Annotated in this window: 25 protein-coding genes and 1 tRNA gene; 13 read left to right on the top strand and 13 right to left on the bottom strand. The window is 35.1% G+C overall.

Going from position 1 to position 24,449, the window contains the following annotated elements:
- Positions 1–20 precede the first annotated feature (20 nt).
- The 6 genes from CF599_RS08655 to CF599_RS08630 all read right to left on the bottom strand — a co-directional run bounded on the left by CF599_RS08655 (position 21) and on the right by CF599_RS08630 (position 5,037).
- Entirely contained in the window at positions 21–533 is a 513-nt protein-coding gene (locus CF599_RS08655) for an SMI1/KNR4 family protein (protein ID WP_121965636.1), read from the bottom strand.
- Positions 534–538: 5 nt separating this feature from the next.
- Positions 539–1,333: a sel1 repeat family protein gene (locus CF599_RS08650; protein ID WP_121965635.1), complete on the bottom strand. Its 795-nt coding sequence runs from the start codon at positions 1,331–1,333 to the stop codon at positions 539–541.
- Between the two features lie 78 nt (positions 1,334–1,411).
- A complete protein-coding gene (locus CF599_RS08645) occupies positions 1,412–2,356 on the bottom strand; it encodes a hypothetical protein (RefSeq protein WP_121965634.1) in 945 nt (314 codons plus the stop codon).
- 91 nt (positions 2,357–2,447) lie between these two features.
- On the bottom strand, positions 2,448–3,185 hold the full coding sequence (locus CF599_RS08640; protein ID WP_121965633.1) for a hypothetical protein: 738 nt from the start codon (positions 3,183–3,185) through the stop codon (positions 2,448–2,450).
- Positions 3,186–3,522: 337 nt separating this feature from the next.
- Positions 3,523–4,152: a hypothetical protein gene (locus CF599_RS08635; protein WP_121965632.1), complete on the bottom strand. Its 630-nt coding sequence runs from the start codon at positions 4,150–4,152 to the stop codon at positions 3,523–3,525.
- Between the two features lie 84 nt (positions 4,153–4,236).
- Positions 4,237–5,037: an AraC family transcriptional regulator gene (locus tag CF599_RS08630; RefSeq protein ID WP_121965631.1), complete on the bottom strand. Its 801-nt coding sequence runs from the start codon at positions 5,035–5,037 to the stop codon at positions 4,237–4,239.
- 66 nt (positions 5,038–5,103) lie between these two features.
- Here CF599_RS08630 and CF599_RS08625 point away from each other — a divergent pair, with 66 nt between their 5' ends.
- The 3 genes from CF599_RS08625 (at position 5,104) to CF599_RS08615 (ending at position 7,015) form a co-directional block, all read left to right on the top strand.
- Positions 5,104–6,249 (top strand): Atu1372/SO_1960 family protein, encoded by a 1,146-nt coding sequence (locus CF599_RS08625; protein ID WP_121965630.1) that lies wholly within the window; start codon positions 5,104–5,106, stop codon positions 6,247–6,249.
- An 82-nt stretch (positions 6,250–6,331) separates the two neighbouring features.
- Complete coding sequence (locus CF599_RS08620; protein ID WP_121965629.1) at positions 6,332–6,802, top strand: hypothetical protein; 471 nt, start codon at positions 6,332–6,334, stop codon at positions 6,800–6,802.
- Positions 6,803–6,808: 6 nt separating this feature from the next.
- Positions 6,809–7,015: a hypothetical protein gene (locus tag CF599_RS08615; RefSeq protein WP_121965628.1), complete on the top strand. Its 207-nt coding sequence runs from the start codon at positions 6,809–6,811 to the stop codon at positions 7,013–7,015.
- Between the two features lie 398 nt (positions 7,016–7,413).
- On the opposite strand, the gene rpiB is transcribed toward CF599_RS08615, so the two are convergent.
- The gene (gene rpiB / locus CF599_RS08605) at positions 7,414–7,845 is read right to left on the bottom strand and encodes a ribose 5-phosphate isomerase B (RefSeq protein ID WP_121965626.1); all 432 of its coding nucleotides are present in this window, start codon (positions 7,843–7,845) and stop codon (positions 7,414–7,416) included.
- Positions 7,846–7,893: 48 nt separating this feature from the next.
- Positions 7,894–9,507 (bottom strand): AMP-binding protein, encoded by a 1,614-nt coding sequence (locus CF599_RS08600; RefSeq protein ID WP_121965625.1) that lies wholly within the window; start codon positions 9,505–9,507, stop codon positions 7,894–7,896.
- A gap of 427 nt (positions 9,508–9,934) precedes the next feature.
- Between CF599_RS08600 and CF599_RS08590 the strand changes: the two genes are divergently transcribed.
- The 5 genes from CF599_RS08590 (at position 9,935) to CF599_RS08570 (ending at position 15,418) form a co-directional block, all read left to right on the top strand.
- The gene (locus CF599_RS08590) at positions 9,935–10,816 is read left to right on the top strand and encodes a toxin-antitoxin system YwqK family antitoxin (RefSeq protein WP_121965624.1); all 882 of its coding nucleotides are present in this window, start codon (positions 9,935–9,937) and stop codon (positions 10,814–10,816) included.
- Positions 10,817–10,850: 34 nt separating this feature from the next.
- Positions 10,851–11,396: a toxin-antitoxin system YwqK family antitoxin gene (locus CF599_RS08585; protein WP_254050265.1), complete on the top strand. Its 546-nt coding sequence runs from the start codon at positions 10,851–10,853 to the stop codon at positions 11,394–11,396.
- Positions 11,397–11,795: 399 nt separating this feature from the next.
- Positions 11,796–13,973: a ribonuclease R gene (rnr, locus tag CF599_RS08580; protein WP_121965623.1), complete on the top strand. Its 2,178-nt coding sequence runs from the start codon at positions 11,796–11,798 to the stop codon at positions 13,971–13,973.
- A gap of 2 nt (positions 13,974–13,975) precedes the next feature.
- The gene (locus tag CF599_RS08575) at positions 13,976–14,644 is read left to right on the top strand and encodes a head GIN domain-containing protein (protein WP_121965622.1); all 669 of its coding nucleotides are present in this window, start codon (positions 13,976–13,978) and stop codon (positions 14,642–14,644) included.
- A 90-nt stretch (positions 14,645–14,734) separates the two neighbouring features.
- A complete protein-coding gene (locus tag CF599_RS08570) occupies positions 14,735–15,418 on the top strand; it encodes a LysE family translocator (protein WP_121965621.1) in 684 nt (227 codons plus the stop codon).
- Positions 15,419–15,537: 119 nt separating this feature from the next.
- Here CF599_RS08570 and CF599_RS08565 read toward each other — a convergent pair.
- Together CF599_RS08565 and folB are read right to left on the bottom strand one after the other, a co-directional pair.
- Positions 15,538–15,608: transfer RNA gene (locus tag CF599_RS08565), tRNA-Cys, on the bottom strand.
- Positions 15,609–15,696: 88 nt separating this feature from the next.
- Positions 15,697–16,053, bottom strand: a complete 357-nt coding sequence (folB, locus tag CF599_RS08560; protein ID WP_121965620.1) for a dihydroneopterin aldolase — start codon at positions 16,051–16,053, stop codon at positions 15,697–15,699.
- A 129-nt stretch (positions 16,054–16,182) separates the two neighbouring features.
- Between folB and CF599_RS08555 the strand changes: the two genes are divergently transcribed.
- The 4 genes from CF599_RS08555 (at position 16,183) to CF599_RS08540 (ending at position 18,950) form a co-directional block, all read left to right on the top strand.
- Positions 16,183–17,865, top strand: coding sequence for a glutamine--tRNA ligase/YqeY domain fusion protein (locus CF599_RS08555; protein ID WP_121965619.1), 1,683 nt, complete (start codon positions 16,183–16,185; stop codon positions 17,863–17,865).
- Between the two features lie 112 nt (positions 17,866–17,977).
- The gene (locus CF599_RS08550; RefSeq protein WP_121965618.1) at positions 17,978–18,319 is read left to right on the top strand and encodes a YtxH domain-containing protein; all 342 of its coding nucleotides are present in this window, start codon (positions 17,978–17,980) and stop codon (positions 18,317–18,319) included.
- A gap of 12 nt (positions 18,320–18,331) precedes the next feature.
- Complete coding sequence (locus CF599_RS08545) at positions 18,332–18,682, top strand: phage holin family protein (protein WP_121965617.1); 351 nt, start codon at positions 18,332–18,334, stop codon at positions 18,680–18,682.
- A 10-nt stretch (positions 18,683–18,692) separates the two neighbouring features.
- The gene (locus CF599_RS08540; RefSeq protein WP_121965616.1) at positions 18,693–18,950 is read left to right on the top strand and encodes a DUF6327 family protein; all 258 of its coding nucleotides are present in this window, start codon (positions 18,693–18,695) and stop codon (positions 18,948–18,950) included.
- 44 nt (positions 18,951–18,994) lie between these two features.
- Here CF599_RS08540 and CF599_RS08535 read toward each other — a convergent pair whose 3' ends face one another.
- Positions 18,995–19,981, bottom strand: coding sequence for an SPFH domain-containing protein (locus CF599_RS08535; protein ID WP_121965615.1), 987 nt, complete (start codon positions 19,979–19,981; stop codon positions 18,995–18,997).
- Positions 19,982–20,767: 786 nt separating this feature from the next.
- On the opposite strand from CF599_RS08535, the gene CF599_RS08530 reads away from it, so the two are divergent.
- The gene (locus tag CF599_RS08530; RefSeq protein ID WP_121965614.1) at positions 20,768–21,904 is read left to right on the top strand and encodes a DUF6266 family protein; all 1,137 of its coding nucleotides are present in this window, start codon (positions 20,768–20,770) and stop codon (positions 21,902–21,904) included.
- A gap of 162 nt (positions 21,905–22,066) precedes the next feature.
- Here CF599_RS08530 and CF599_RS08525 read toward each other — a convergent pair whose 3' ends face one another.
- Positions 22,067–22,582, bottom strand: a complete 516-nt coding sequence (locus tag CF599_RS08525) for a hypothetical protein (RefSeq protein ID WP_121965613.1) — start codon at positions 22,580–22,582, stop codon at positions 22,067–22,069.
- 119 nt (positions 22,583–22,701) lie between these two features.
- Positions 22,702–24,216 (bottom strand): glutamate--tRNA ligase, encoded by a 1,515-nt coding sequence (gene gltX / locus CF599_RS08520; protein ID WP_121965612.1) that lies wholly within the window; start codon positions 24,214–24,216, stop codon positions 22,702–22,704.
- Between the last annotated feature and the right edge of the window lie 233 nt (positions 24,217–24,449).

The following is a 24,449-nucleotide window of genomic DNA, read 5'->3' as shown; positions in this document are numbered from 1 at the left end:
CTACCCTATTAAGTTTCTCATTACTCTTCCCTATCCTCATATGCATCCCCATAAGATATAAAATCTCCTGTAGCCCAATACCACTGTTCTCCTTTACTTTGGCATAGCCTCTCTAATAATTCTGTAAAACTCTGAGCGATGACCATAGCTTCTCCTGTCACAGCATGGATATCTATATAACTATCATAGCACTGACCTAAATAATTACTATCTAAATCTATACTAATGTATTGACCTACCTGTTCTGACTCAGCTATTAAGTACCAGTCATTACTAATATCTCCTTCTAGCTCTTCCCATATCACATCTCCTTCGGGATATAATACCTTATTCGTAGGTATTACCTCTCCTAAAGTCACTATCCTAATTCCAAATGGCTCATCTAAATAAAAATCAACTGAATCATAATGTGTATAAAAATACTCCACATCTAAAGGCAATCCTCTAGGTATAACCTTGTTCGTAGATGACTTTTTCAAAACACAGCCTTCGCTTAATGCTATAGTGGCTAATACTTCTTCTATTTTACTCATTTCTATTATAGATTTGCTGTCCTTTCTTTAATTGCTCTATCAAATCCTTGCTTTACAGCTTTGTCTAACCAATACAGATAAAGCTCATTATTAGCCAACATTCCCTTACCCTCTTTATACATCATAGCGAGTACATACTGTCTATGTGCATCACCTGATTCAGCACGAGTATCATAATATAGAACATCACCTGTAGCACTCACTTCCCAATAATCTACTTTAGTAGGTCTATAAATCCGAATGCTGTCGTTATCTATCCACTTAACCGTATGTATATTCTTAATCAAAATATCCTCCACTAATACACCACAACTACAAGTCAATAACTGAACTTTATAAAGCGTATTATCATTCTTATCTAACATCTCAATGCCTACTGTTAATATTGATAGTGATTCAAAACAATAATAGATACGATACATTAACCCTCTCTTGTTTCTTTTTCCCTGTTGGTAAACAAACTCAACATTAAATAGATTGTCTCTTACATTGTTATCAAGTTTCTCAACATCCACACCTATTAGAAATTCAACACTAAGTCGATCTATGATATCTAGATACATATACAATACCTCTGTAATAGTTAATCCTTGTTTAAAAGGCACTAGTATCGAAATCACTCTACCCACTATCTCTAACTCTCTAGTGCTTACGTTCTCTAAACAATGAATATTAATGCGATATCTCTTACTCAACTTCTGCTTTCTGAGACAACTATTGATTAGTCTTACTACTCTCAGATGAAGTAATTCCTCATCCTTAGGAACATCACTATCTAAATAATACTGTATATATGTCATACTAATTAAGTCTTAATCCACTAAAATCAATAACTTCCTCATATCTATTTAATTATACTTACTAACACTTCATTCATATCATCTAATCACTTCTAAAGCACCACCTTCTTTCGGTCTATGTAGATTAATCTCATAAAAACTAGTCCTTCCACCATCTCGAGCTACAAGTGCCAAGGGGGATTTATTATAATTCTCCTTATCTACCCGTACTAACTTTACTATCCGACCGCCTGCATATAACCTCATTTCATAATCTTTTAAAGGCTCTATCTCTTTGCTTTTATAACTGTTTTTCCAAAAATCAATTAAGAAATTAGCGTAACTACTACTTTTTAGATAAGAATACTGATGATAGTCTAATTGGCTCTTATAAGCAATACGAGCCAATTCCTCTGCTTTACCCTTATTAAAACTCTCTATTACATTGGTATATACTGTCTCAACCTCCTTCTGCAACTTAGCCCTATCATCCCTCTGAAGATCTACACTACTATCCCAATTCTGTACATCGTGTTCATAACACACCTTAGGAACATCAAAGACAATACTATCTTCGAATGCAGCTAAAGAGGTCTCATACTGTGGAAGAGAATAGGTATAAACAGTAGTAAGTTCTCCGCTCTTATTTTGACAGACAATACTAAAATCAAACTTAGACTTGCTCAGATCTAAGCTCTTTTTGCTACCATAGTTCACGTCTACAGCAGGAGTTACTACTACTTCCGCTTTCTGTACACCACTCTTTATGATAGCCTGATTTATAGGGATATTACCCGTAAAAACTCCTGAATCATAATGGCTAAAAACAGGAAAACCATTCACTAACACTTCATAAGTACAACCATAAGATTCTTTAACCGCAAGAATATACTCTAGTTCTTCATCGTACTCCTTTATCTGCTTAAACATTGCTCTTGTACTCTCTACATAGCTTTGATTAAGTCTATCTTGAACCTTATTCGGTCGTTGACCACAAGCGTTTAATCCAAAAAACAGTAGTAAAAACACTAATATTTTATTCATAACACATCCTTTTACTTCTGATTATTAGAGAGTTAAATTACTTAAAATCAATACAATTACCATAAATATACGGTAAATTATCATTCAAAAATCACCTCCCCACATACACCACCACACTCGGATTAAAATCCTTCCCATTATACAGAGTCAACTGATTAGGGTTGTTATTGATAGGATAGAAGAACTGTATCTCTGCTACCACCACCCTCAAGTCACTTCCTGCAGGTACTATGATCTTAAATAATGGGGATTCTACGACCTTATCACTCTTGCTAAAATCAATAGATAGTGTATTCGTTACGTTTCCAATGTTAGCATCCATATCATTCATAAAGAATCCTTCTATGCGGATACTTGCGTGTGTGCATAGGGGAGGGAAAACCACTTGCTCTATTGGAATAAACGTATCTATCTTCACACTTAACTTATTGTCAGTTAATACTTCTAACGCGATATCCCCTAAAAAAGTATCTGTAAACAACTGCTTCGTATTCCACTCAAAACCGATAATATCCTCAATCGATGTATTATACACTGTAGTCTCTGTTATCGGAAGTGTTGTATTCTTTCTCAAAGCTTTCATCACTTGTCCCATTAATCGCTGATGAGCAGTAGACTCATATCTATTACCAAGAAAGAGTTCAATACTCCTACGCAGGATTTTTAGACTATAAGCCGTGCGTTTAAACAACTTCGCAGACGGATTATTCTCTTTGTTCTGATTAGATCGATCTGGTCTAGTTTGTACGATTTGCACATTGTTTAATGTTCTAAAATACACAGGTCCACTCACCCCTGTCATTCGTCCTTTAGGAGACAACTTTGCCATAATTTTTTGTTTTTATTGATTGGTATCTTTTCTATCCACAAAGATTGTTCCTCTTGATAGTTATGTCATAGGCAGGTGATAGGGTAGTGATAGGCTCTTTTGCGATGTTATCAGCCGACCAACTGCCTATCAACAGCCCACCACAAGCCCACCACCCAAAATATAGAAGTACAAAAAGGAGATTTCACCTCCTTTTCTAGACATTTTGTACAAGTTAAATGTTTTATCAATTTTGTCGAATTATCTCATTATTTTACTGAAAATGAACAGTTTCCTACCCATCTTGTCACTGACGGATAAATATCACATTGTCAGTCATAATTCAAATATTTTATACTTATCCCACTACATACCAAAAACCTAAATTCATACTGCTCTCGTCTATTAAATCTAGAAGAGAAAGACAGGCTATATTCTCAAAATAACCATAGCAAATCTCCTTCGTACTTCCAAGAGTCTGACCTAAGACTATTTCAGCATATTGGTTCTCGTCACGTCTAGAGATAAAGTGTCCTTTCGTATTTTCATATTGGTTTAGATAGGTGTCTTCGACGGCATCAGAAGCAAGTAGGAGAGCGGTTTGTTGATTACTGTCTTTTAAGGAGAACTTGCCTTTCTCTATACATCCGAAGTACTCAGGCAAGGCAAAATCAGGCTTATTGATCTCGTGATACTCTACTTGTACAGAGTTCATCTCTACCATACTGAAGAAGTCTTGCGTTTCTTTAGTGTTTCCGATCACTGCTTCTAAGGATTTAATAGTCTCCATAGAGGTAGCGAATAGTACGTTAGCATACTCGTTATCATAGTTGCGCACTAAGCATTGATACACTATACCTTCTACCTGTGTCAACTGTCGCTCAAAACGCAATACAGCGAAGAGCAACTCGTCATCACTGACCTCAGTTTTCTTCTTAAAACTTGTGAATTCCATCGCACATACAGATGCATTACTTACTCGTATCATACTTGTTTTTATTAAGATTAGGACACAAAAGTAGAGTAGGGCAGCGACATCCTTTTGTCAGGGGTATGCGTGATTTTGATCTTTCTATTTCTTCACTTTAGGGTACGCCTTCATAATCTCTAGGTAAGAACTTCTAAAGGCAGTAAGGCTTTTATAACCTATCTTAAATGCAATCTCACTTAGGGTAAACGCCTTGGTATCTAACAATTCGATACTCTTTAGAATACGGATAAGCTGTAAGTATTTCTGTAGAGTCAGCCCTGTTTCTTGCTTGAATAAACGCTGTAGATTGCGCACAGACATAGTCGATAGCATAGCCAACTCCTCTAGATCTAATCCCATTTCATATTGTTTATTAATATGGACACAGACAGGCTTTAACCTATGATCCGACGGGACGGGAATTTGGAGAGATTCGTTCTCCTCACAAAAGTATTTTAAACTCACGAGGATGGCTTGTAAGAACTGTTCTTTCTCTATGTCTAACGCCACAGATCTGTTCCACTTAGAAGCATAGTGCAGCATTTCTCTAAGTACAGTAGGAGCAGGGAACACGTGCACTTGCGCATAGAACGTCTCTTTGGGGACGTCCTTATATAACAGTACTTTCAGATTAATATCCGTCGCTGTAGAGGTAGTTGCGTGGCGTTGTCCTGATGGGATCCACACTACGTGATGCTGAGGTATTAAGTATATACGATCGTCTATATGGAGATATTGGTAGCCTTGTTCTACATAGGTCAACTGATATCGCTGATGGGCGTGGGGATATTCGTCGTGAAGGAAGTTGTCTTCATACCACACATACGCCTGTACGTTATGTGTATCTTCATACACTCCATTTATCTTCTCGGTTAATCCACATTTGATATTGTCGTTATACATATACTTTTTGGCAAATATAATATAAACGCCATCAATACCTTTGGTATCAAATTAAAAATCAAATCAATGAAAACTATTCATATTCTAGTATTAGCCATACTAACGTTATTTATCTCCCCAAAAATCACAGCAAAAGAGACTCCTACTAACATATTAGTATTAATCCATTCTGACAAGGGTGGTACGTATAAAATGGCACAAGAAATAGCAAAAGGAATAACGTCTAACCCCGATACCAAAGCAACCATAAAGCTAGTCAAGGCTAGTGATAATCCGTTGTTATCCACTATACCTATTGCTACAGTATCAGAATTACCTAGCTACGATGGTATCGTATGGGGATCGCCTGTGTACTTCGGTAATATCAGTACCCCGATGAGTGCCTTTCTAGCTCAGATGGTAGATGTGTGGACAGCTCACGCCCTAGAGGGAATGCCAACGGCAGTATTTATGTCTGCGGGAAGTGGAGCAGGGAGAGAGCTAGCCTTACAGTCGTTTTGGAATAGCCTAGCCGTACACGGTATGATATTAGTATCTAATGGTATCCGCACTACTGAGAAGATAGATAACAGCATTCCGCAAGGTAATAGTGTATTAGGAGCAAGTAGCCTTGCCTCTAATAAGGCAGTCGTACGCCCAAGTGAGAGCGAATTACTAGTCGCTTATGAGCAAGGAATGAACTTCGCTAAAGTAGCTACAGCCTTAAAAGGAACTTTTAATAAGACTGAAATTACTATCGCTAAACAACCGACTACAGATATCGAAACAACGTTAAAACAAAAGAATATAATACTACCTACAGCGCCTAATCCTGTAGGGAACTATACTCCGTACTCTAGATCAGGTAATCTTGTCTTCATTAATCAAGTGGCTCTAAAAGAGGGGAAAGTACTCTATCCTGGTAAAGTAGGAGTAGACGTCACAGAAGAAGAGGCTAAGAAAGCTACAGAGCAAACTATGCTTAACGTTATCGCTGTGCTTAAACTTGCAGTAAATGGCGACCTTAACAAGGTAAAGAAAACGGTACAACTGACAGGTATATTTAATACTACTACTGATTATACCCAACACGCTAATCTAATGAATGTAGCATCTGACTTATCCGTAGCTATATTTGGCGATAAGGGTAAGCACGCTAGAGGTACTTTAGGAACGAGCTCTATCCCTGTTAATTCTCCTGTAGAAATACAAGCTATCTTCGAGGTGGAATAAATAAAGGTAGTCTTTGAATACTGTTATTTAGTCTTTCAGATTATCCCTAACTTGGCATTTCTAATACCCTAATCGGTTAGATATGCAGTACCCATACTACTCACTTACAGCGTTTAATAAAAACTACAGTTATGAATTCACTAGTGTATCTGATAACAAAGTAATCGAAAAAACAATTAACTTTACACTGTTAGATATTGAAGATGGATTATATAATTTAAGCTTTGGTGATAAGGATAAGAACACTGTAAATAGTAGTGCTATTGACGATAAAATCGTTAGTAATAATGGTGATATGAATAAGGTGTTAGCTACCTTATTTCAGGCTGTTTTGCTCTTCACAGAGAACAAAGATTTCTATAAGATCTATTTTACTGGTAGCACTCCTGCACGGACGCGATTATACAGAATGGCTATATCAAATAACTATGATGATCTATCTAAATACTTTGTCATTTATGGAGTAGACCATAAAGGTATAGTTGTTTACTTTAAGAAGAATACAGAGTATCGAGGTTTTTTAATCATACCTATGCAAAGCAATCAAAAATAATTAGTTATGAAAAAAGAAATTAATTTTAACGACAGAGAGGACGATAACACACCTACAATCACTTATTCTGATAGAGAAGAGGTTATCATTGATAACACAGGTAAGGTAGAAGCTGCTATTGCTTTAATCAACGAATTAAAAGCTTCCGGAGAATGGCAACGTTTCAATGAAATGTTAGAGCGAAATAGAACAGAAAAAAGAGCTAAAGAGTAACTATTCTAGTCCCTAATATAATACCGCAAATAATAAAGGATGATAATAAACATATAGAAGGAAACAAAGTAGATAGTACGCCTACAATCACTTATTCTGATAGAGAAGAGGTTATCATTGATAATACAGGTAAGTTAGAAGATATGAAGATTTTAGTAGCTGAACTAAAAGCTAATGGTGCCTTCGAACGTCTTAATAAACTTATAGAACAGACTAGAACTGATAAAAGATCTCAAGAGTAACTATTCTACTCCCTAATACAATACAGCAAATAATAAAGGAGCATAGGGGATAGTGAAATATATCACAGAATATAATCAAAGACAGTAATAAAACAAAAAAGCACGTAGTCTATAGACTATATGTTTTTTTGTTTTTAAAATATGGTGATTACTCACTTATGCGCAAGTAATTTTGTTCACTCTGTTTTGGTGTCTACCTCCTTCGAAATCTGTGTTTAAGAAAGTCTCTACCATCGCTACAGCTTGCTCTATAGAAGTGTAACGAGCAGGAATACTAATCACATTAGCATCGTTATGTAATCTTGCTAACTCTGCAATCTCCTTAGTCCAACACAATGCACAGCGTACACCTTGGTGCTTATTAGCTGTCATCGCTATACCATTACCACTACCACAGATAACGATACCGAAGTCTGCCTTACCTTCATCTATATCTGCACCTACTTTATGTGCATAATCAGGGTAATCTACAGATGAGAAATCATCTACTCCATAGTTAGTTACAGTAATTCCTTTGTCTTCTAAATACTTCACGATAGCCTTTTTATACTCAGGTCCAGCGTGGTCGTTTCCGATTGATATTTTCATGATATGTTGTGTGTAATTATTAGATACAAAGTTAAGAATAAATCTCTTTTAGAGCCCTAATTCTTCCACAGCTATTTGCCTCATCTCTACTTTTCTAACTTTACCTGATATTGTCATCGGAAATTCCGTTACGAACTTCCAATATTTAGGTATTCTGAAGTGCGCTATCTTCTCATTACAGAACGCCTTTAATTCCTCAGGAGTAACAGACATATTCGGTTTAAGAATAATCCAAGCCATAATCTCCTCACCATACTTCTCGTCTGGCACACCTATGACCTGTACATCTGCTATATTTGGGTGAGTATATAAGAAGTCCTCTATCCACTTGGGTGATATATTCTCCCCTCCGCGAATGATAAGGTCTTTCATACGCCCAGTAATAGCAATATATCCGTCCTCATCCATAGTAGCCAAATCACCTGTGTGCATCCATCTATTCTCATCTAATACTTCTGAAGTCAAGGTGCGATTATTCCAATACTTCAACATAACAGAATATCCACGAGTACACAGTTCGCCTGCTTCCCCTCTAGAAACAATTCTACCTGTTTCAGGATCTATAATCTTTATTTCTAAGTGATCTTGTACTGTTCCAACTGTAGTGGTTTGTTTGACAATATCAATACCTATATGTGTTTGCGTAGATACAGGCGAGGTTTCTGTCATTCCATAACAGATACTGACTTCCTCCATGTGCATCTCTGATTTCACCTTTCGCATTACTTGCTCAGGGCACAGAGAGCCCGCCATCACCCCTGTACGCAGAGAACTAAGATCATAATCCTTAAAGTTGGGCAATTGCAATTCGGCGATAAACATAGTCGGAACACCATAAAGTGAAGTACATTTCTCATCTTGGACAACTTGCAGGGTCTTCGCAGGGTCAAAACCATCATTTGGAATTACCATCGTAGCCCCATGAGAAGTACAACACAGATTCCCAATAACCATACCGAAACAGTGATAAAACGGTACAGGTATACACACTCTATCTGCAGAGGTATACTTTAATCGCTTACCGATAAAGTAACCGTTGTTTAAAATATTGTGATGTGTTAGAGTCACACCCTTTGGAAAACCTGTAGTTCCAGATGTGTATTGAATATTCACAGCTTCACCGAACTGTACTGAATCTTCTATAATAGCTAACACTTCGTCTGTTATTTGATCACTATCTGATAAGAACGAATCCCACTCTTCTCCTAAGAAGACAACTTCCTTAAGCGATGGACAATCTTCAAAAATCAGAGAGATAATCTTACGATAATCACTACTTTTAAAACTAGGAGCAGAGACGATTAGCGATATTTCAGACTGATTTACAGCGAATTCAATTTCATGAGCGCGATAAGCAGGGTTAATATTCACTAAAATTACCCCAATACGAGCAGTGGCATATTGCATTAATACCCATTCGTAACAGTTAGGTGCCCAGATACCTACTCGATCTCCCTTCTGTATATTATGTGCTAAAAGTGATTTGGCTACTTGGCTAGTAATGTCATAAAATTCTTTATAAGTAGCTCTAAATCCCTGATGAACACTTACTAAGGCCTCGTTATCGGGGTAGAGATCGGTCATTCTCTTCAGATTTTGTCCAATGGTTTCTCCTAACAAAGGTATGCTAGACGCACCATGCACATAAGAAATTGCATTCATAAAATATTGATTTTTTGGTTATCTCTAAAATACAAAATTTTAAATACAATTAGTAATTGTGCTAAAGATTCTTAACTACAGCAAATAAATGCTTTATTATATTCAAGTTTCAACTGTTTATAAGCGCTTTTAGAAAATACACATCAGAATCCTTTTAAGTCTAGTGCAAGTAATTAACACCACGAATACATCTATAAAACAACTAGTTAAAGCACTATAATTCAGTAACTTTATACTTAACACTTTGTATATAATTAAACCCAGATTACGCATTAGCCAAATACTACAAAGCAATTCTACTTCATCGCTCTTTCATTAGCTCTAAAACCATACTATAGTATGCTTGTATCACTAATTCAGATCTATCTTGTATAATTACTTTTCGTTTATATGTCTATCGCGTAATCTGGGTTAAAAAGGATGAAAAATGAGACAACTTAAATCAATAGGTTTATTATTCACAGTCTTTTGTTCTATGAATATGTACGCGCAAATTGATGACGGTACATACCGATACGCTGATAGTAAACCAATAAATGGAAAGCTAAAATGCTTTTATGCGAATAAACAATTAGCAGAAGAAGCAACGCTAGTCAATGGTAAAAAAGAAGGAGTTAACAAAGCTTACTATAGTGATGGGAAGCTAAAAAAAGAATGCGCCTTTAAAGACAATAAATTAAACGGATCATTCAAGGAATACTATTCTAATGGCAAAGTAAGCTACTCCGCTATCTATGTTAATGGAGCTAGAGAAGGCTTAGTCCAGGCTTACTCAGAGACTGGACAATTAGAGGATGAATACAATTATAAAAATGGTTTGCTAAATGGGATTTCAAAAGACTACTTAGATGGGAAGCTTCTTCAGAAATCAACATATATACAGGACAAACTTGATGGAGAGTTTTTCTATTATCATCCTAATGGCAAAGTGAAGATTAAAACACTTTATAAACAAGATAAAAAGGAAGGTCCTGAAAAGATATATGCTCTAGCAGGAACTTTACTAGAAGACAATAATTATCTAGATGGAAAGAGAAGTGGTTTAAGAAAAATCACTGATACTAAAGGTAATCCAGTTAGAGAAATGACCTATATCAATGGATTTTTAGACGGAGAATATAGACAATATGTAGCTGCCGATTTGTATATCAGAAGGATGTTTAAAAATGGATATGAAATAGGTAGGGTTACCCTACACAATGCAAAAGGAAAACTGGTAGATCAATCAGATGTCATTTATAAAAGTGTCTATGAACCCTTTGTTACTAAAGCAATGCAAACCTTTAATCCCGATGACTATGAAGAATAAAGCTGTTTTTTTTATTTCATGTATACTTACTTGCATGATAACTAGTGTGTATGGACAAGAGGAAGCAGTGGTATATCAACTAGATGGAAAACCTCTTAATGGAAAAATACAAAGATATAATGACTATGATATAAAAGTAGAAGATGTCACTTATGAAGATGGAATGCGTACAGGGATTAGAAAAAACTACTATCGCAATGGAGTGTTATTTTCTGAAGGTAAATATGTTCTAGGCAAACTAGAAGGAGACTACAAAACCTATTATGAAAATGGTAAAACTAAAGGAATCTATCCTTACAAAGAGGGATTAAAAGAGGGACTAAGCAAATTCTATGACGATTCTGGGAAGATAGAATACGAGACATTATTCAAAAGCGATAAGAAGGAATTAAATAACCGCTTTTATGATAATGGCAAAATAAAGTATACTACAACCTATGTTGATGGGATTAAAACACAAGAAGACAAGTTTACTCCTAAAGGAAAACTTGACCAAAGAAGTTACTACAAAAATGACAAAATAGTTAAAATAGAATACTATGAGAATGGTAAATTCGCACATGGTTTAGACTTTGACTAGCTTGTTTTAAGCTCAGAAATAGAAACAAAATGTAAAGTAAGAATAGAGTATCTACACACCTTTATTCTTGCTTCTTTCATTATATAATACAAGGTTTTCTTAACTTTTTGGAAAATAAATCAGAGTATTCTAAATTTGCAGTATTAAACGTGCTTGAAATAATCGAGACACAATGTGCTTATCAACGATTAAATAATAGAATAACCCTACCTTCCTTTCTATAAAAGGGTTATTTCTCTCTCTATTTCTTCAAAAACTTAGCTACTAGAAGAAGAAATCATATCGTTGATTTAAATAATCAAAATTAAAATATTATTAAAAATAGGATTAAATAGTTAGTAATTCGTACATTTAAGAATAATTACCAATCCTATTTTAGGAAACATAATGAATTAGAAAATGGCAAAAAACCTTAAACATAAGAAGAGTAAATCATTTGATTTTGCTCCTAAAATATTAAAGTTCTTATCTAAGAACACAACCAAATCTTATAACTATAAGCAGATAGCTGGTCAGTTAGGAGTAGATGATACACAAGGTAGAAATGAGATCATCAAAGAGATCAAACACCTTATAGCTAAAGGAAAAATAGAGGAGATAGAAACTGGTAAATACCGCTTTATCCCTACAGCTAATTATGTAGAGGGTCGTATCGATATGACCTCTCGTAAGACAGCTTACTTAGTAGTAGAAGGAGTAGAGGAGGATGTATTTATCCCAACAAACAACTTAAACAAAGCACTTGATGGTGATTTAGTGAAAGCGTATATCTACAACAAACGCAAAGGTAAAAAACCTGAAGGTGAAGTAGTAGAGGTTATCGAAAGACACAAAAATCAGTTCGTGGGTGTTATCGAAATTCAAAAGAACTTTGCTTTCGTTTCTACATCAGATGCTAAGATGTACACAGATATCTTCATTCCTAAAGAGAAAGTGGGAGATGCACGTGATGGAGATGTAGTAGTGGTAGAATTAGAAGATTGGCCAGAGAAAGCAGATAGCCCATTCGGTAAAGTGATGAAAGTACTTGGTAAACAAGGTGAACACGATACTGAGATACACGCTATCTTAGCTGAGTATGGATTAACAGCCGAATTCCCTAAAGAAGTAGATGACTTCGCTAACAAAATAGATACCTCTATCAATGATGACGAAGTAGCTAAGCGTAGAGATATGCGTGATGTACTTACTTTCACCATTGACCCTAAAGATGCAAAAGACTTTGATGATGCCTTATCATTCCGAATATTAGAGAATGGTAACTACGAAATCGGTGTTCACATCGCTGACGTATCTCACTATGTAAAAGAGGGAACTATCTTAGATGAGGAAGCTTATAACAGAGCTACTTCAGTATATTTAGTAGATAGAACAGTACCTATGCTACCAGAAGTACTTTCTAACTTCGCTTGTTCGCTTAGACCTAATGAAGATAAGTTTACATTCTCTGCTGTATTCGAACTAGATGATAAAGCTGAGATTAAAAATAAATGGTTTGGACGTACTGTTACGCACTCAGATCAACGTATGGCTTATGAAGAGGCACAGTATATCATAGATTCTAAAGATAGAGTAATACCTGCTGATATTTCGCTTACAGGTGAAGATCAGGAGATCAGTGAAGAAGTAGCAAATGCAGTACTTAAACTAGATGAGCTAGCTAACATTATGCGTAAACAACGTATGAGTGAAGGTGCTATTTCATTTGATAAAGTAGAGGTGAAGTTTAACTTAAATGCAGAGGCAGAGCCGATCGGTGTGTTCTTTAAACAATCTAAAGAGGCTAACCACTTGATTGAAGAGTTTATGCTACTTGCAAATAGAAAGGTATCTGAGTTTATTGGTAAACAGAAGAAGACTTTTGTATACCGTATTCACGATGAACCGGACCAAGAGAAATTATTTGGTCTTCAAAACGTTATATCTAAGTTTGGACATAATCTGAACTTTAAATCTAAAGCAAGTATCTCTAAATCTATCAATAAATTACTGAAAGACGTAGAGGGTAAAAAAGAACAAAACCTTGTGGATACACTAGCGATCAGATGTATGAGTAAAGCGAGTTATTCTACGAATAATATCGGTCACTATGGATTAGCATTTGATTACTATTCACACTTTACATCACCTATACGTCGTTATCCTGACGTTATGGCTCACAGATTATTACAACACTATTTAGACAACGGTGCTAATGTGAATCCGGAGGTATATGAAGTAAAATGTTCTCACTGTTCTTCTAGAGAAAGCCTAGCTGCTAATGCAGAAAGAGACAGTATTAAATACATGCAAGTTAAATACATGTTAGACCAAAAAGATACAGAATTCTTAGGGGTTATCTCTGGTGTTACAGAGTGGGGTATCTATGTAGAGATCGTAGAGAATAAATGTGAAGGTATGGTGCGTATCAGAGAGATTAAAGACGATTATTTCGTATTCGATGATAAACAATATGCATTAGTAGGACAGTCTACTAAAAAGATACTACAACTAGGTGATGAAGTTATTGTAACTGTGAAGAATGCAGACCTAGTCAAAAAACAATTAGATTTTAACTATATCAAAAAAGTAAACTAAGTATGAGAAAAACAGCTTTATTTATAGCTTTATTCTTGACAACAATGTCATTCGCTCAAACAACAAAAGTAATCGGAGACTACACTAAAGTAAGTGTATTTGATCAGATAGCAGTGACATTAATACCTGGGGAAGAAGGAAAGATCGAGATAGAAGGAAGTAAAGAAGAATACGTTAATGTGGTAAACAAGAATGGAATTCTAAAGGTAAAGATGAACTTTGTCAATAGCTTTCAAGGAGAGGATATTAAAGTAAAATTATACTATAAAAACTTAACTGAGATTGTAGCTGAACAAGGTGCTAGTATCAAAGGAGAAACAGCTATTAAAGCTACCTCTTTAATAGTAAATGCTAAAACTGGAGGAGTAATCAATGCTAAAATAGATGCTGAAAAGGTGATCGTTAAATCAAGTGCTGGATCTGTAGTTACATTAACTGGTAAAGCAACTGTACAAGATGTCTTAAATAGCTCTGGAGCTAAGGTTAAAAATAAAGATCTAAGTACTAATCAATCTATCGTAACAGTAAATGCTGGTGGAGTCGCTGAGGTAAAAGCAAGTGATTTAGTCGAGGCTAAAGTTAGAGCAGGTGGAGAAATTAGAATTTACGGAAAGCCTAAAACAATAAATGAAAAGAACGTTTTAGGAGGTGTAATCACAAAAGTAGAATAAGCAAAGAACCTTTTTACTTAAAAAAATCGTATATTGCAATTTTAATACATAAATGCCAATTTTAGAATTGGCATTTTTTAATTATATAGGATGTTTGATAATTTATTAACAGGTGTCACACTTGGATTCTTTCTAAGTTTTATGATAGGACCTGTTTTTTTTATTCTTATTGAGACAAGTATAACTAGAGGTTTTAAAGCAGCTATTGCATTTGATATAGGTGTAATACTAGCTGATGCGGTATTCTTTGCTATAGCATTTTTCAGTAGTTTTAAACTAATCAATGCAATAAAAGATGACCCTGCCTTATTTCTTTTTGGAGGAATGATTATGTTAACTTACGGTATCATATCATTTGTAAAACTAAAGAAAGTACAGGTACATACCTTACAGTTAGCACCACCAAATCTAAGACGTGAATACTTAAATCTCTTTGCTAAAGGATTCTTACTTAATTTTATTAATGTAGGAGTACTTGGTTTTTGGTTAGGTATCATCATCACATTAGGCCCTCAGATGGATATGGATCCTAATAAGATGTTTACCTTCTTTGGATTCACTATTTTAGCTTACTTCATTACTGACCTCTTTAAAATATTCTTAGCTAAGAAACTACGTGAGAAGTTAACCGCTAAAAACATATTAAAAATTAAGAAGATCAGTAGCATTGTTATTATCGTATTCGGACTAGTAATTATGATCAAAGGAGTACTGCCTAAGTCAACTGAAAATGGCATTAATCTGCCACTTCCTAATATGGAGAAATCCAAATAAGTTACACTTAATATAAACAAGAAGAGCCTTAGTGATTAACTAAGGCTCTTCTTGTTTATATTGTTTTCTTGACTTTTAGGCATAAAAAAAGGATAGTTGTTACACTATCCTTTAGTTTGAGGCTTCGAGCGGATTCGAACCGCTGTAGACGGTTTTGCAGACCGCTTCCTAGCCACTCGGACACAAAGCCTTGTCCTTGAATTGGATTGCAAACTTACAACTAATTTTGATATTTCAAAACCATTCGATGTACTTTTTTACAACAATCTGAACACTTTTTATCTAACTCCTTGCATTTCAACAGTTACATATTCTACGTCACCACCCACAGGAGGATTGATTTTAGAAACTAGAACAGTTATATCCTCTACCATTGTTATTTCAAGTAGTATTCTATCAATAATTCGTTGTGCTACGTGCTCTAATAATTTAGATCTGATAGCCATTTCCTCTTTTACGATAGTGTTTAAAGTAACATAGTCTATAGAGTAGTGAAGGTCATCAGTAGCTGCTGCAATCGTAAAATCTCCTTTTGCAATTAAGTCTACGCGGTAGTCAGAACCTATTTTTGCCTCTTCATCCATACATCCATGAAAAGAAAAAGTTCTGATATTATTTAATTTAATTATTCCCATAACAGTCGTATTTGTATAATAAAGGCTAAAAGTACAAATAATTTGACGGCTTTATATGTATAATATGCTGAAAGACTATCAGCAATTGATTAGTTTTTTGATACCTTTGTAGTTATAATAATTATTTCCATGTCAACAAAAGAGAAATCATTAAACTTTATTGAGCAAATCATCGAAGAGGATATCAAGAATGGTTTGCCAACAGAAAAACTTCATTTCCGTTTTCCGCCTGAACCTAATGGTTATTTACATTTAGGTCACGCGAGTTCTATTTGTTTAAACTTTGGATTAGGTATTAAATATAATGCGCCTGTTAACTTGCGTTTTGATGATACCAACCCATCTAAAGAGGAACAGGAGTTTGTTGACGCAATCAAACATGACGTAGAATGGCTTGGGTACAAATGGGCAAATGAGGTTTATGCTTCTGACTATTTCCAACAGCTATATGACTGGGCTGTCCTAATGATTAAGGACGGCAAAGCATACGTAGACAGCCAAACTTCTGAAGTTATGGCGCAACAAAAAGGTACTCCAACTACTGTAGGTGTAGATAGTCCATATAGAAATCGCTCTGTAGAAGAGAACCTAGATTTATTCGAAAGAATGAAAAACGGTGAATTCGAAGAAGGTACGCATATCTTACGTGCTAAGATAAATATGGCACATACTAATATGCTTATGCGTGACCCTATCATGTATAGAATCATGAAAAAGGCTCACCATAGAACGAATAACGATTGGTGTATTTACCCAATGTATGACTGGGCTCACGGAGAGAGTGACTACTTAGAGAGTATCTCACACTCATTCTGTACTTTAGAGTTCCTTCCTCACAGAGAGTTATACGATTGGTTCTTAGATCAGATAGTTGATGAGAATAATATACGCCCTAAACAACGTGAGTTTGCTAGAAGAAATCTTTCTCATACAGTAGTAAGTAAGCGTAAACTAGCTCGTCTAGTAAGCGAAGGTTATGTGACTGGATGGGATGATCCACGTATGTCTACTATCTCAGGATTGAGAAGAAGAGGATATACTGCAGCATCTATTGTGAACTATGCTAATACAATTGGTATCGCTAAGAGAGATAACCTTATCGATGTATCTCTTTTAGAATTTTGTATTAGAGAAGACTTAAATAAGATCGCTCCTCGTGTTATGGCTGTTTTAGATCCTGTGAAGTTAGTGATTACTAACTATCCGGAAGGTCAAGAAGAGTGGTTAGACGCAGAGAATAACCCGGAAGAGGAAGTAATGACTTACCGTAAAGTTCCGTTCTCTAAAGAGCTTTATATCGAGCAAGAAGATTTTAAAGAAGAAGCAAACAACAAATTCTTTAGATTAACACTAGGTAAAGAAGTACGTCTTAAAAATGCTTATATCATCAAAGGTGAAAGCGTAGTGAAAGACGAGAATGGAAACATCACTGAGATACACGCTACTTATGATGCAGACAGTAGAAGTGGAAGTGGAAGTGAAGCGAGTAAACGAAAAGTAAAAGGAACTATCCACTGGGTATCTATACCACATGCTGTAGAGGCTGAAGTGCGTATCTATGATCGTCTATTCATAGACGAAAATCCTGATGGAAACAAAGAAGTTGACTTTGTAGAATTCGTTAATCCTAATTCACTAGAAGTAGTCAAAGGATATTTAGAGCCAAGCTTAAGCACTGCTGTAGATGGTGACAAATTCCAGTTCCAAAGACTAGGTTATTTCTGTGTAGATAAAGAAAGTAAAACTGATGCTATCGTTTTTAATAAAACTGTAGGATTAAGAGATACATGGGCAAAACTAGAGCAGAAATAGTATATTTTTTATCTATATCATAATTAATAAACGGCATTTTAACTTAGTATTAACGGTTAAATGCCGTTTTTTTTTTAAATTTAAGGTATTAATCATTTTAAAATTTAAAGCTATGTCAAATCGTTTAGGAAATACAGCTATCGCAGTGTTAGCTGGAGTAGTAGTAGGAGCAGGTTTAGGTATCTTATTTGCACCTGATGAAGGAAAAAAAACACGTAAGAAAATCAAAAAAACATTTAATGATTCTAAAGATGATTTAAGTGATAAGATTGATGAACTAAAAAAACAAGTACGCAATACTGTCTCTAAAAAGAAACATGACTTCGAAACTGGATTCAATGAGTTCTTAGCGAACAGTGAAGATAAAAAGGACGATGTTATTGCTAATTTAGAGAAGAAACTAGCTGAACTAAAAGCTAAGGCTGATTCTATTGCTGATAGTGTTAAAAAATAATAAGTAGAGAATATGGCATTTGAGGATATAAAAGACAATCTTGATGATATTCGTCAAAACTCTGAGGAGTTAGTCAATACCAGTTTAGATTATTACCGATTATGGGGGTTTAAAGTAACCGCTAAGGCAGGGAGTCAATTTATGACTTTACTACTTCTAGCGCTCTTCATGATGATGGCACTTCTTTTGTTTTCCTTATGTGCTGCTTATGCATTAGCTGAGTATTTTGGAAGTAACGCTTTAGGATTCCTTATAATGGGAACATTCTATCTAGTGATTACTTTCATCGCTTACTTATTTAGAAAGCCTTTAGTAGAGAGACCCTTTATTAAAAAGCTATCTGAAATCATTTTTAACGATTAAATACAGTCTGATGAGAAAATCTTATTCTTCATTTGAAGAAATCAATAATGACTTACAGATTCTAAAGATTCAACGAGATATACACTGTCATAAGATCTCTAGAGCTGTAGACAATATTAAGACAGAGTTAGCTCCAGATAATATTGTTAGAAATACATTCGGATCTGTAACTTCTTTTGTAAAAGGTTCGAATAATGCACAAGCGTTTATTATATCAGCCGCATTAAAGTATTTTTTCAAAAAAATGACAAAAAGAAAAAGTGAATAGTCATAAAAAAAGCTCCTGAGATTCAGGAGCTTTTTTTATACTATTTATTCATCTTCTAAGGCTTGATCATATCCACTGTGATGACTATTATCATTTCTGTTAGAAGATCCTTCATAACGATTAGAATTACCATTATCAGTGCTCATTTCTTTCATCTTACTACTTGCAGCAAATGATGCTATCATATTTGTCAACATATCGCTAGCAGCAGACGGAGCATTAGGTAGTAATATCAAGTTAGATCTACTATCCGCACCTACTGATTGTAAAGTATCATAGTGTTGTGTAACAACTATTAGAGCAGAAGCCTCCTGAGAGTTAATTCCCACTTTATTTAATACATCTACACTCTCTACTAATCCTTGAGCTATCTCTCTACGTTGATCAGCAATACCTTGTCCTTGTAGACGTTTAGACTCAGCTTCCGCTTTTGCCTTCGCTACAATACGAATTCTACTTGCTTCAGCTTCATATTCAGCCGCTACTTTCTCTCTATCCGCAGCATTAATACGGTTCATCGCGTTCTTAACTTGAATATCCGGATCAATATCTGTAATAAGTGTATTAATAATATCGTATCCATAAGTCGTCATCGCCTCGTTTAACTCACGCTTAACAGCTACTGCTATGTTATCTTTTCTCTCGAATACATCATCTAATATCAACTTAGGTACTTCTGCACGCACAACGTCGAATACATAAGATGTAATCTGATCATGTGGGTACTCTAATTTATAGAACGCATCTTCAACGCGATCTTGAATAACCTTAAACTGAATAGAAACTTTCAATTTTACGAATACGTTATCTTTAGTCTTTGTCTCGATTAAAACATCTAACTGTTGAATACGTAAATTTACTACTCCTGCCTTTCTATCCACGAAAGGGATCTTAATCTGTAATCCAGAATGTCTAATACTATTAAACCTACCGAATCGCTCAATAATAACAGCTGACTGCTGTTTTACTGTAAAAAAACCTAAAAGCAATAGAACTATTATCGCTCCGACTATAAAGTACATTGGTGTCATAGTGCAATTTTTATTAATTATCCTGTTAAAAATAAGTCTTTTAAGGCTTATTTAAAAATTAAAAACCATTTTATTCGAAATAAAAGCAATACAATTAAAATATCTCCTATAAATAGTTAAAATACTTCTCATACTCAATCTCAAATAATAGTTATTCAGCAAAATTAAACAAGTAGAATTTTAGGTTTCATACTTATGAAACCACTTAAAAGTAGAATTGAATACACCCAAATACTACATTTTTTTTCTCCTACCCTCACACAAGCCTCTTGACAACTGTCAATATTACTTTTTAATCTATTTTTTTAAAACACAAATAAGCATAAACAATTAATATATAATACCTTAACGATAATAAATCTACAACACCCAATCTCTAATACCCTCCTCAATCCCAACAAATTAGGGCTATGTTGTAAAACCCTAGGACAATACTTGGAGAATGATAGGACAATAGTTGGGCTGAGAAGATTTTGCCCAATTATACTGCTTTTATTCTTCCGCTATTCTACTCCTATCCAAAATTTAATCTAACTCTTAATTACAATATTATACGCCGAAATCTGACTAAAACCGAAATAATTTTCAGTGTTTTTAGCACTTAATTAATTCGAATTCAGCCATCAAGGTAGAGGAGCTAAGGGCTGAACAGCCTATAAATATTTCTCACTATTTATGTACACGATATGCTGATTTTTTTATATTACAAAACGGGAATGACATGGCAAATTGCTATTCAACCTCACAAAAAAACCAAAATCACGAAAACACAAAAAAACATAAGTTATGGCAGAAATCAAACAGGGTATACTAGGTCCAGTAAATGGTAAAGTAGGAACAGTAGTTGGAGCAACATGGAGAGGAGTAAATTACATCCGCGCTAAACCTCGCAAGTCAAGAAAAAAACCATCAATGAAGCAATTGCTCCAATGGGATAAGATGAGCCTAGTCTCTACCTTTGCTAGTAAGTTTAAGGATTTTGTCAATGCGAATTGTCCTGCAGTGTATAATGGCGAAAAATGGATCACAGGTAAAGAACAGATGATTTCAAGGCTAATGACACAAGGTATCGGGTTAGTCAACGGAGAACAACATATCAAAGTAGAAGAAGCTTTATTATCTATCGGCAACCTTGCTCCTGCAGTAATCAAGAAGATTAATCGCCTAAAGACAAGCAAGTTTAAAGTGCAATGGGAAAATGGGTTGATTAATGCCCTTACACTAAATACAGATAAACTGACGATGATGCTGTATAACGAAACCTTAGATCAGTTCACAGCAATACCTGATGTAGGAAATCGCGTAGATAAGTACGCTCATTTTAGTATACCTATGGACTGGGATAACGGTACTGTTTACTTTTGGAGTATGTGGAAAGCTGCTGACGGTAGTGTCAACAGTACAAGTTGCTTTCACGGAATAATAGAGTTAGAAAGTGTAGAGAAGGAAACAAAAATTAGAGAAAAGGAAGCAGGAAATGGGGAGCAGGGAACTGAGAACGGACAGCAGACATTTTCTGAAGTTGTACCTATAGAACAAGCTAGAGATATCTCTCTTAAAAACTTTCTAAAAGAAGTTGATACAAGTACTGAAGTAGAAGCTACATCTCCCTTTATACAACCGTTCAAAGAAAATCAAGTAGTAGATCAAGTACATACTGCGGAGCTAAATCTAACTATAGATTCAGAGAAATATTCTGAAGAAAAAGAAATTGCTCTATCTTCAATAGATGCTTTTGATAAAGAAAAGAAATTGAAAAAATGGACTCCACCTGGTTATATCCGAAAAGTAAATAAGCAAATTATCAACCAATCACAAGAGCCAAAATCCGCCGTACAAACTGAACAACCTAATGAGGGAGTATTCGATGGAGTGCGCTCTATTTTAGAATTTTCTAATATCAGTGAAGAACAAAAAGAGTGAAATAGATAACGCTTACTACATAAATATTGGTCAATTCACAACTAAACAAGTGTAGTCTATATAATGTGTTTAACCTAAATTAAGCGATAGACATATACTATGAAGTAGATTTGCTTTGTAGTATTTGGCTAATATGTAATATGGGCTTAAGCTGTTGACTTCTTATTTTACTAGAATAATATTAGCGAACAATAGACTTAACTGACTATCCTCTAGATGTTCGATCTCAGGGAATAAGGGTATAAGGTATGGTTTTACTGCCTTAGCAGGTAATGCTAGTACAAGCACTTTATCAGACTTTTTAAGTAGAATTGTTTGGATTTCGGTACCATCTTGAAGAGTGAAACTAAGTTCTCCTAACTTGTGATTCCACTTAAAATTAGTACTTGATAAAACACAATTCTCAACTGCCTTATTAAACTTACCAGTGAAATCGTTCTTTAAGATGAGCTTATCTTTATCACAGTTAGCTTTATGAGGATAGGGAGTACTAAAAACAGCAGCACCTATCAGTGGTTTAACCTCTATCTGATAAGGGGTCCATTCGCCTATAAGGTGTTTCTGGACGAACTTGATCCATTCTTTCTCAGCCTTTGCTCCAGCACTATCATCATCTTTAGAACACGATGTGAATACCATTCCTAAAGCGATTAATCCTATGTATAAATACTTTCTCATATTGATAGTTGTAAATTGTTCTTTAAAATTAAGCAATTAATTCAAATCTATCATCAATATCAAAAAATAAGGCATAACAATAAAAAAGCCCCAGAACATAATTCCAGGGCTTACTTATACTATTTATTAGCTTCTACAGCTATTGCTAATCTTTCAATTGTTTCTTCTTTTCCTATCATTTCGATGATATCAAACAAGTCTGGACCTTTAACAGCTCCTACTAAGCTTAGGCGTAGGGGTTGCATTACTTTCCCCATTCCGATACCTTGCTCATTAATCCAATCTTTAACGATTGTCTCGATATTCTTTGCTTCAAATGATTCAATACCCTTAATCACTGCTGCTACTTGATTCATAATATCAGAAGTATCTTCTTTCCAATTCTTTAATGCCTTAGCATCATACTCTGTTGGTTTTACAAAGAAGAAGTCACTTAACTCATAAAAATCAACTACGAATGTAGCTCTCTCTTTAATAAGTCCTACCACTTTCTCTACATAAGCATCAGATGCATCAATACCTTTTTCTTTAAGGATAGCTTGATATGCAACAGCTAAGTCAGCATCACTCTGAAGCTTTAAGTAGTGTTGATTAAACCACTTGTTTTTCTCTGGGTCAAACTTAGCACCAGCCTTGTGTACACGTGTTAAATCAAACTTCTCTACTAACTCATCTAAAGAGAAAATCTCTTGATCTGTACCGTCATTCCAACCTAATAAAGCAAGGAAGTTTACCACTGTCTCAGGGTAAAATCCTCTCTCTCTATATCCTGAAGATTTCTCTCCTGATGTAGGATCTTGCCAATCTAATGGGAATACAGGGAACCCTAGTTTATCACCATCTCGCTTAGATAATTTACCATTACCTACTGGTTTAAGAATTAGTGGAAGGTGAGCGAACTCAGGCGCTTCCCATCCGAATGCTTTATATAATAGCTCGTGTAATGGCATAGATGGCAACCATTCTTCTCCTCTAATCACGTGTGAAGTCTCCATTAAATGGTCATCCACGATATTAGCTAAGTGGTAAGTCGGCATACCATCGCTTTTATACAACACTTTATCGTCTAATAGACTTGTCTCGAACTTGATATCACCTCTGATAATATCCTTTAAGTGCAATGTCTCTCCAACTGGTGTTTTAAAGCGGATAACGTAAGCATCACCATTCGCTATCTTAGTAGATACCTCTTCTTTGCTCAGTTTAATAGATGTGCTTAACTGCTCTCTATTAGTATGATTGTATATAAATGTCTTTCCTTCTGCTTCAGCTACTTTTCTCAATTCATCTAATTCCTCAGCAGTATCAAAAGCGTAATATGCCCAACCGTTCTCTATAAGTTGGTCAGCATATTGTTTGTATAATTCCTTGCGTTCACTCTGTCTATATGGTCCGAACTTCTCATTCTTCCCAATAGTTTCGTCAGGTGAAATTCCTAACCATTCTAAAGCCTCTAAAATATAAGCTTCTGCTCCTGGTACAAAGCGATTTTGGTCTGTATCCTCTATTCTGATATAGAATACACCATTGTGCTTTTTAGCAAATAAATAATTGAATAATGCGGTTCTTACGCCACCAATGTGTAAAGGTCCTGTTGGACTTGGTGCAAAACGCACACGAACTTGCTTAGCCATTTTGTTTTAAATTTTTTACAAAGATAAATACTAAGAACAGTTATCTACTGCTATTTAGGATAATATTTTACTCTCTTAATTTAAATAGTATATATAGAAGAATATTATATAGTGAAACATCAGTGTCCGATAAAAACTTTTATCGGAGCTTTTCATATCTATAATATGCTTTAAATCATCCTCTTAACTCGGATAACCGATCTTTACACCTGTAAATAGGTTATCCGAAGAAG

Source organism: Myroides sp. N17-2 (assembly GCF_002286775.1).
Classification (GTDB): domain Bacteria; phylum Bacteroidota; class Bacteroidia; order Flavobacteriales; family Flavobacteriaceae; genus Flavobacterium.
This window is presented reverse-complemented; position numbering and strand designations above follow the sequence as displayed.

What these genes read in the sequence shown, in the direction of transcription:
- CF599_RS08655 (WP_121965636.1), bottom strand. Translation starts at nt 533, where the DNA reads ATGAGTAAAATAGAAGAAGTATTAGCCACTATAGCATTAAGCGAAGGC.
- CF599_RS08650 (WP_121965635.1), bottom strand. Translation starts at nt 1,333, where the DNA reads ATGACATATATACAGTATTATTTAGATAGTGATGTTCCTAAGGATGAG.
- CF599_RS08645 (WP_121965634.1), bottom strand. Translation starts at nt 2,356, where the DNA reads ATGAATAAAATATTAGTGTTTTTACTACTGTTTTTTGGATTAAACGCT.
- CF599_RS08640 (WP_121965633.1), bottom strand. Translation starts at nt 3,185, where the DNA reads ATGGCAAAGTTGTCTCCTAAAGGACGAATGACAGGGGTGAGTGGACCT.
- CF599_RS08635 (WP_121965632.1), bottom strand. Translation starts at nt 4,152, where the DNA reads ATGATACGAGTAAGTAATGCATCTGTATGTGCGATGGAATTCACAAGT.
- CF599_RS08630 (WP_121965631.1), bottom strand. Translation starts at nt 5,037, where the DNA reads ATGTATAACGACAATATCAAATGTGGATTAACCGAGAAGATAAATGGA.
- CF599_RS08625 (WP_121965630.1), top strand. Translation starts at nt 5,104, where the DNA reads ATGAAAACTATTCATATTCTAGTATTAGCCATACTAACGTTATTTATC.
- CF599_RS08620 (WP_121965629.1), top strand. Translation starts at nt 6,332, where the DNA reads ATGCAGTACCCATACTACTCACTTACAGCGTTTAATAAAAACTACAGT.
- CF599_RS08615 (WP_121965628.1), top strand. Translation starts at nt 6,809, where the DNA reads ATGAAAAAAGAAATTAATTTTAACGACAGAGAGGACGATAACACACCT.
- rpiB (WP_121965626.1), bottom strand. Translation starts at nt 7,845, where the DNA reads ATGAAAATATCAATCGGAAACGACCACGCTGGACCTGAGTATAAAAAG.
- CF599_RS08600 (WP_121965625.1), bottom strand. Translation starts at nt 9,507, where the DNA reads ATGAATGCAATTTCTTATGTGCATGGTGCGTCTAGCATACCTTTGTTA.
- CF599_RS08590 (WP_121965624.1), top strand. Translation starts at nt 9,935, where the DNA reads ATGAGACAACTTAAATCAATAGGTTTATTATTCACAGTCTTTTGTTCT.
- CF599_RS08585 (WP_254050265.1), top strand. Translation starts at nt 10,851, where the DNA reads ATGATAACTAGTGTGTATGGACAAGAGGAAGCAGTGGTATATCAACTA.
- rnr (WP_121965623.1), top strand. Translation starts at nt 11,796, where the DNA reads ATGGCAAAAAACCTTAAACATAAGAAGAGTAAATCATTTGATTTTGCT.
- CF599_RS08575 (WP_121965622.1), top strand. Translation starts at nt 13,976, where the DNA reads ATGAGAAAAACAGCTTTATTTATAGCTTTATTCTTGACAACAATGTCA.
- CF599_RS08570 (WP_121965621.1), top strand. Translation starts at nt 14,735, where the DNA reads ATGTTTGATAATTTATTAACAGGTGTCACACTTGGATTCTTTCTAAGT.
- folB (WP_121965620.1), bottom strand. Translation starts at nt 16,053, where the DNA reads ATGGGAATAATTAAATTAAATAATATCAGAACTTTTTCTTTTCATGGA.
- CF599_RS08555 (WP_121965619.1), top strand. Translation starts at nt 16,183, where the DNA reads ATGTCAACAAAAGAGAAATCATTAAACTTTATTGAGCAAATCATCGAA.
- CF599_RS08550 (WP_121965618.1), top strand. Translation starts at nt 17,978, where the DNA reads ATGTCAAATCGTTTAGGAAATACAGCTATCGCAGTGTTAGCTGGAGTA.
- CF599_RS08545 (WP_121965617.1), top strand. Translation starts at nt 18,332, where the DNA reads ATGGCATTTGAGGATATAAAAGACAATCTTGATGATATTCGTCAAAAC.
- CF599_RS08540 (WP_121965616.1), top strand. Translation starts at nt 18,693, where the DNA reads ATGAGAAAATCTTATTCTTCATTTGAAGAAATCAATAATGACTTACAG.
- CF599_RS08535 (WP_121965615.1), bottom strand. Translation starts at nt 19,981, where the DNA reads ATGACACCAATGTACTTTATAGTCGGAGCGATAATAGTTCTATTGCTT.
- CF599_RS08530 (WP_121965614.1), top strand. Translation starts at nt 20,768, where the DNA reads ATGGCAGAAATCAAACAGGGTATACTAGGTCCAGTAAATGGTAAAGTA.
- CF599_RS08525 (WP_121965613.1), bottom strand. Translation starts at nt 22,582, where the DNA reads ATGAGAAAGTATTTATACATAGGATTAATCGCTTTAGGAATGGTATTC.
- gltX (WP_121965612.1), bottom strand. Translation starts at nt 24,216, where the DNA reads ATGGCTAAGCAAGTTCGTGTGCGTTTTGCACCAAGTCCAACAGGACCT.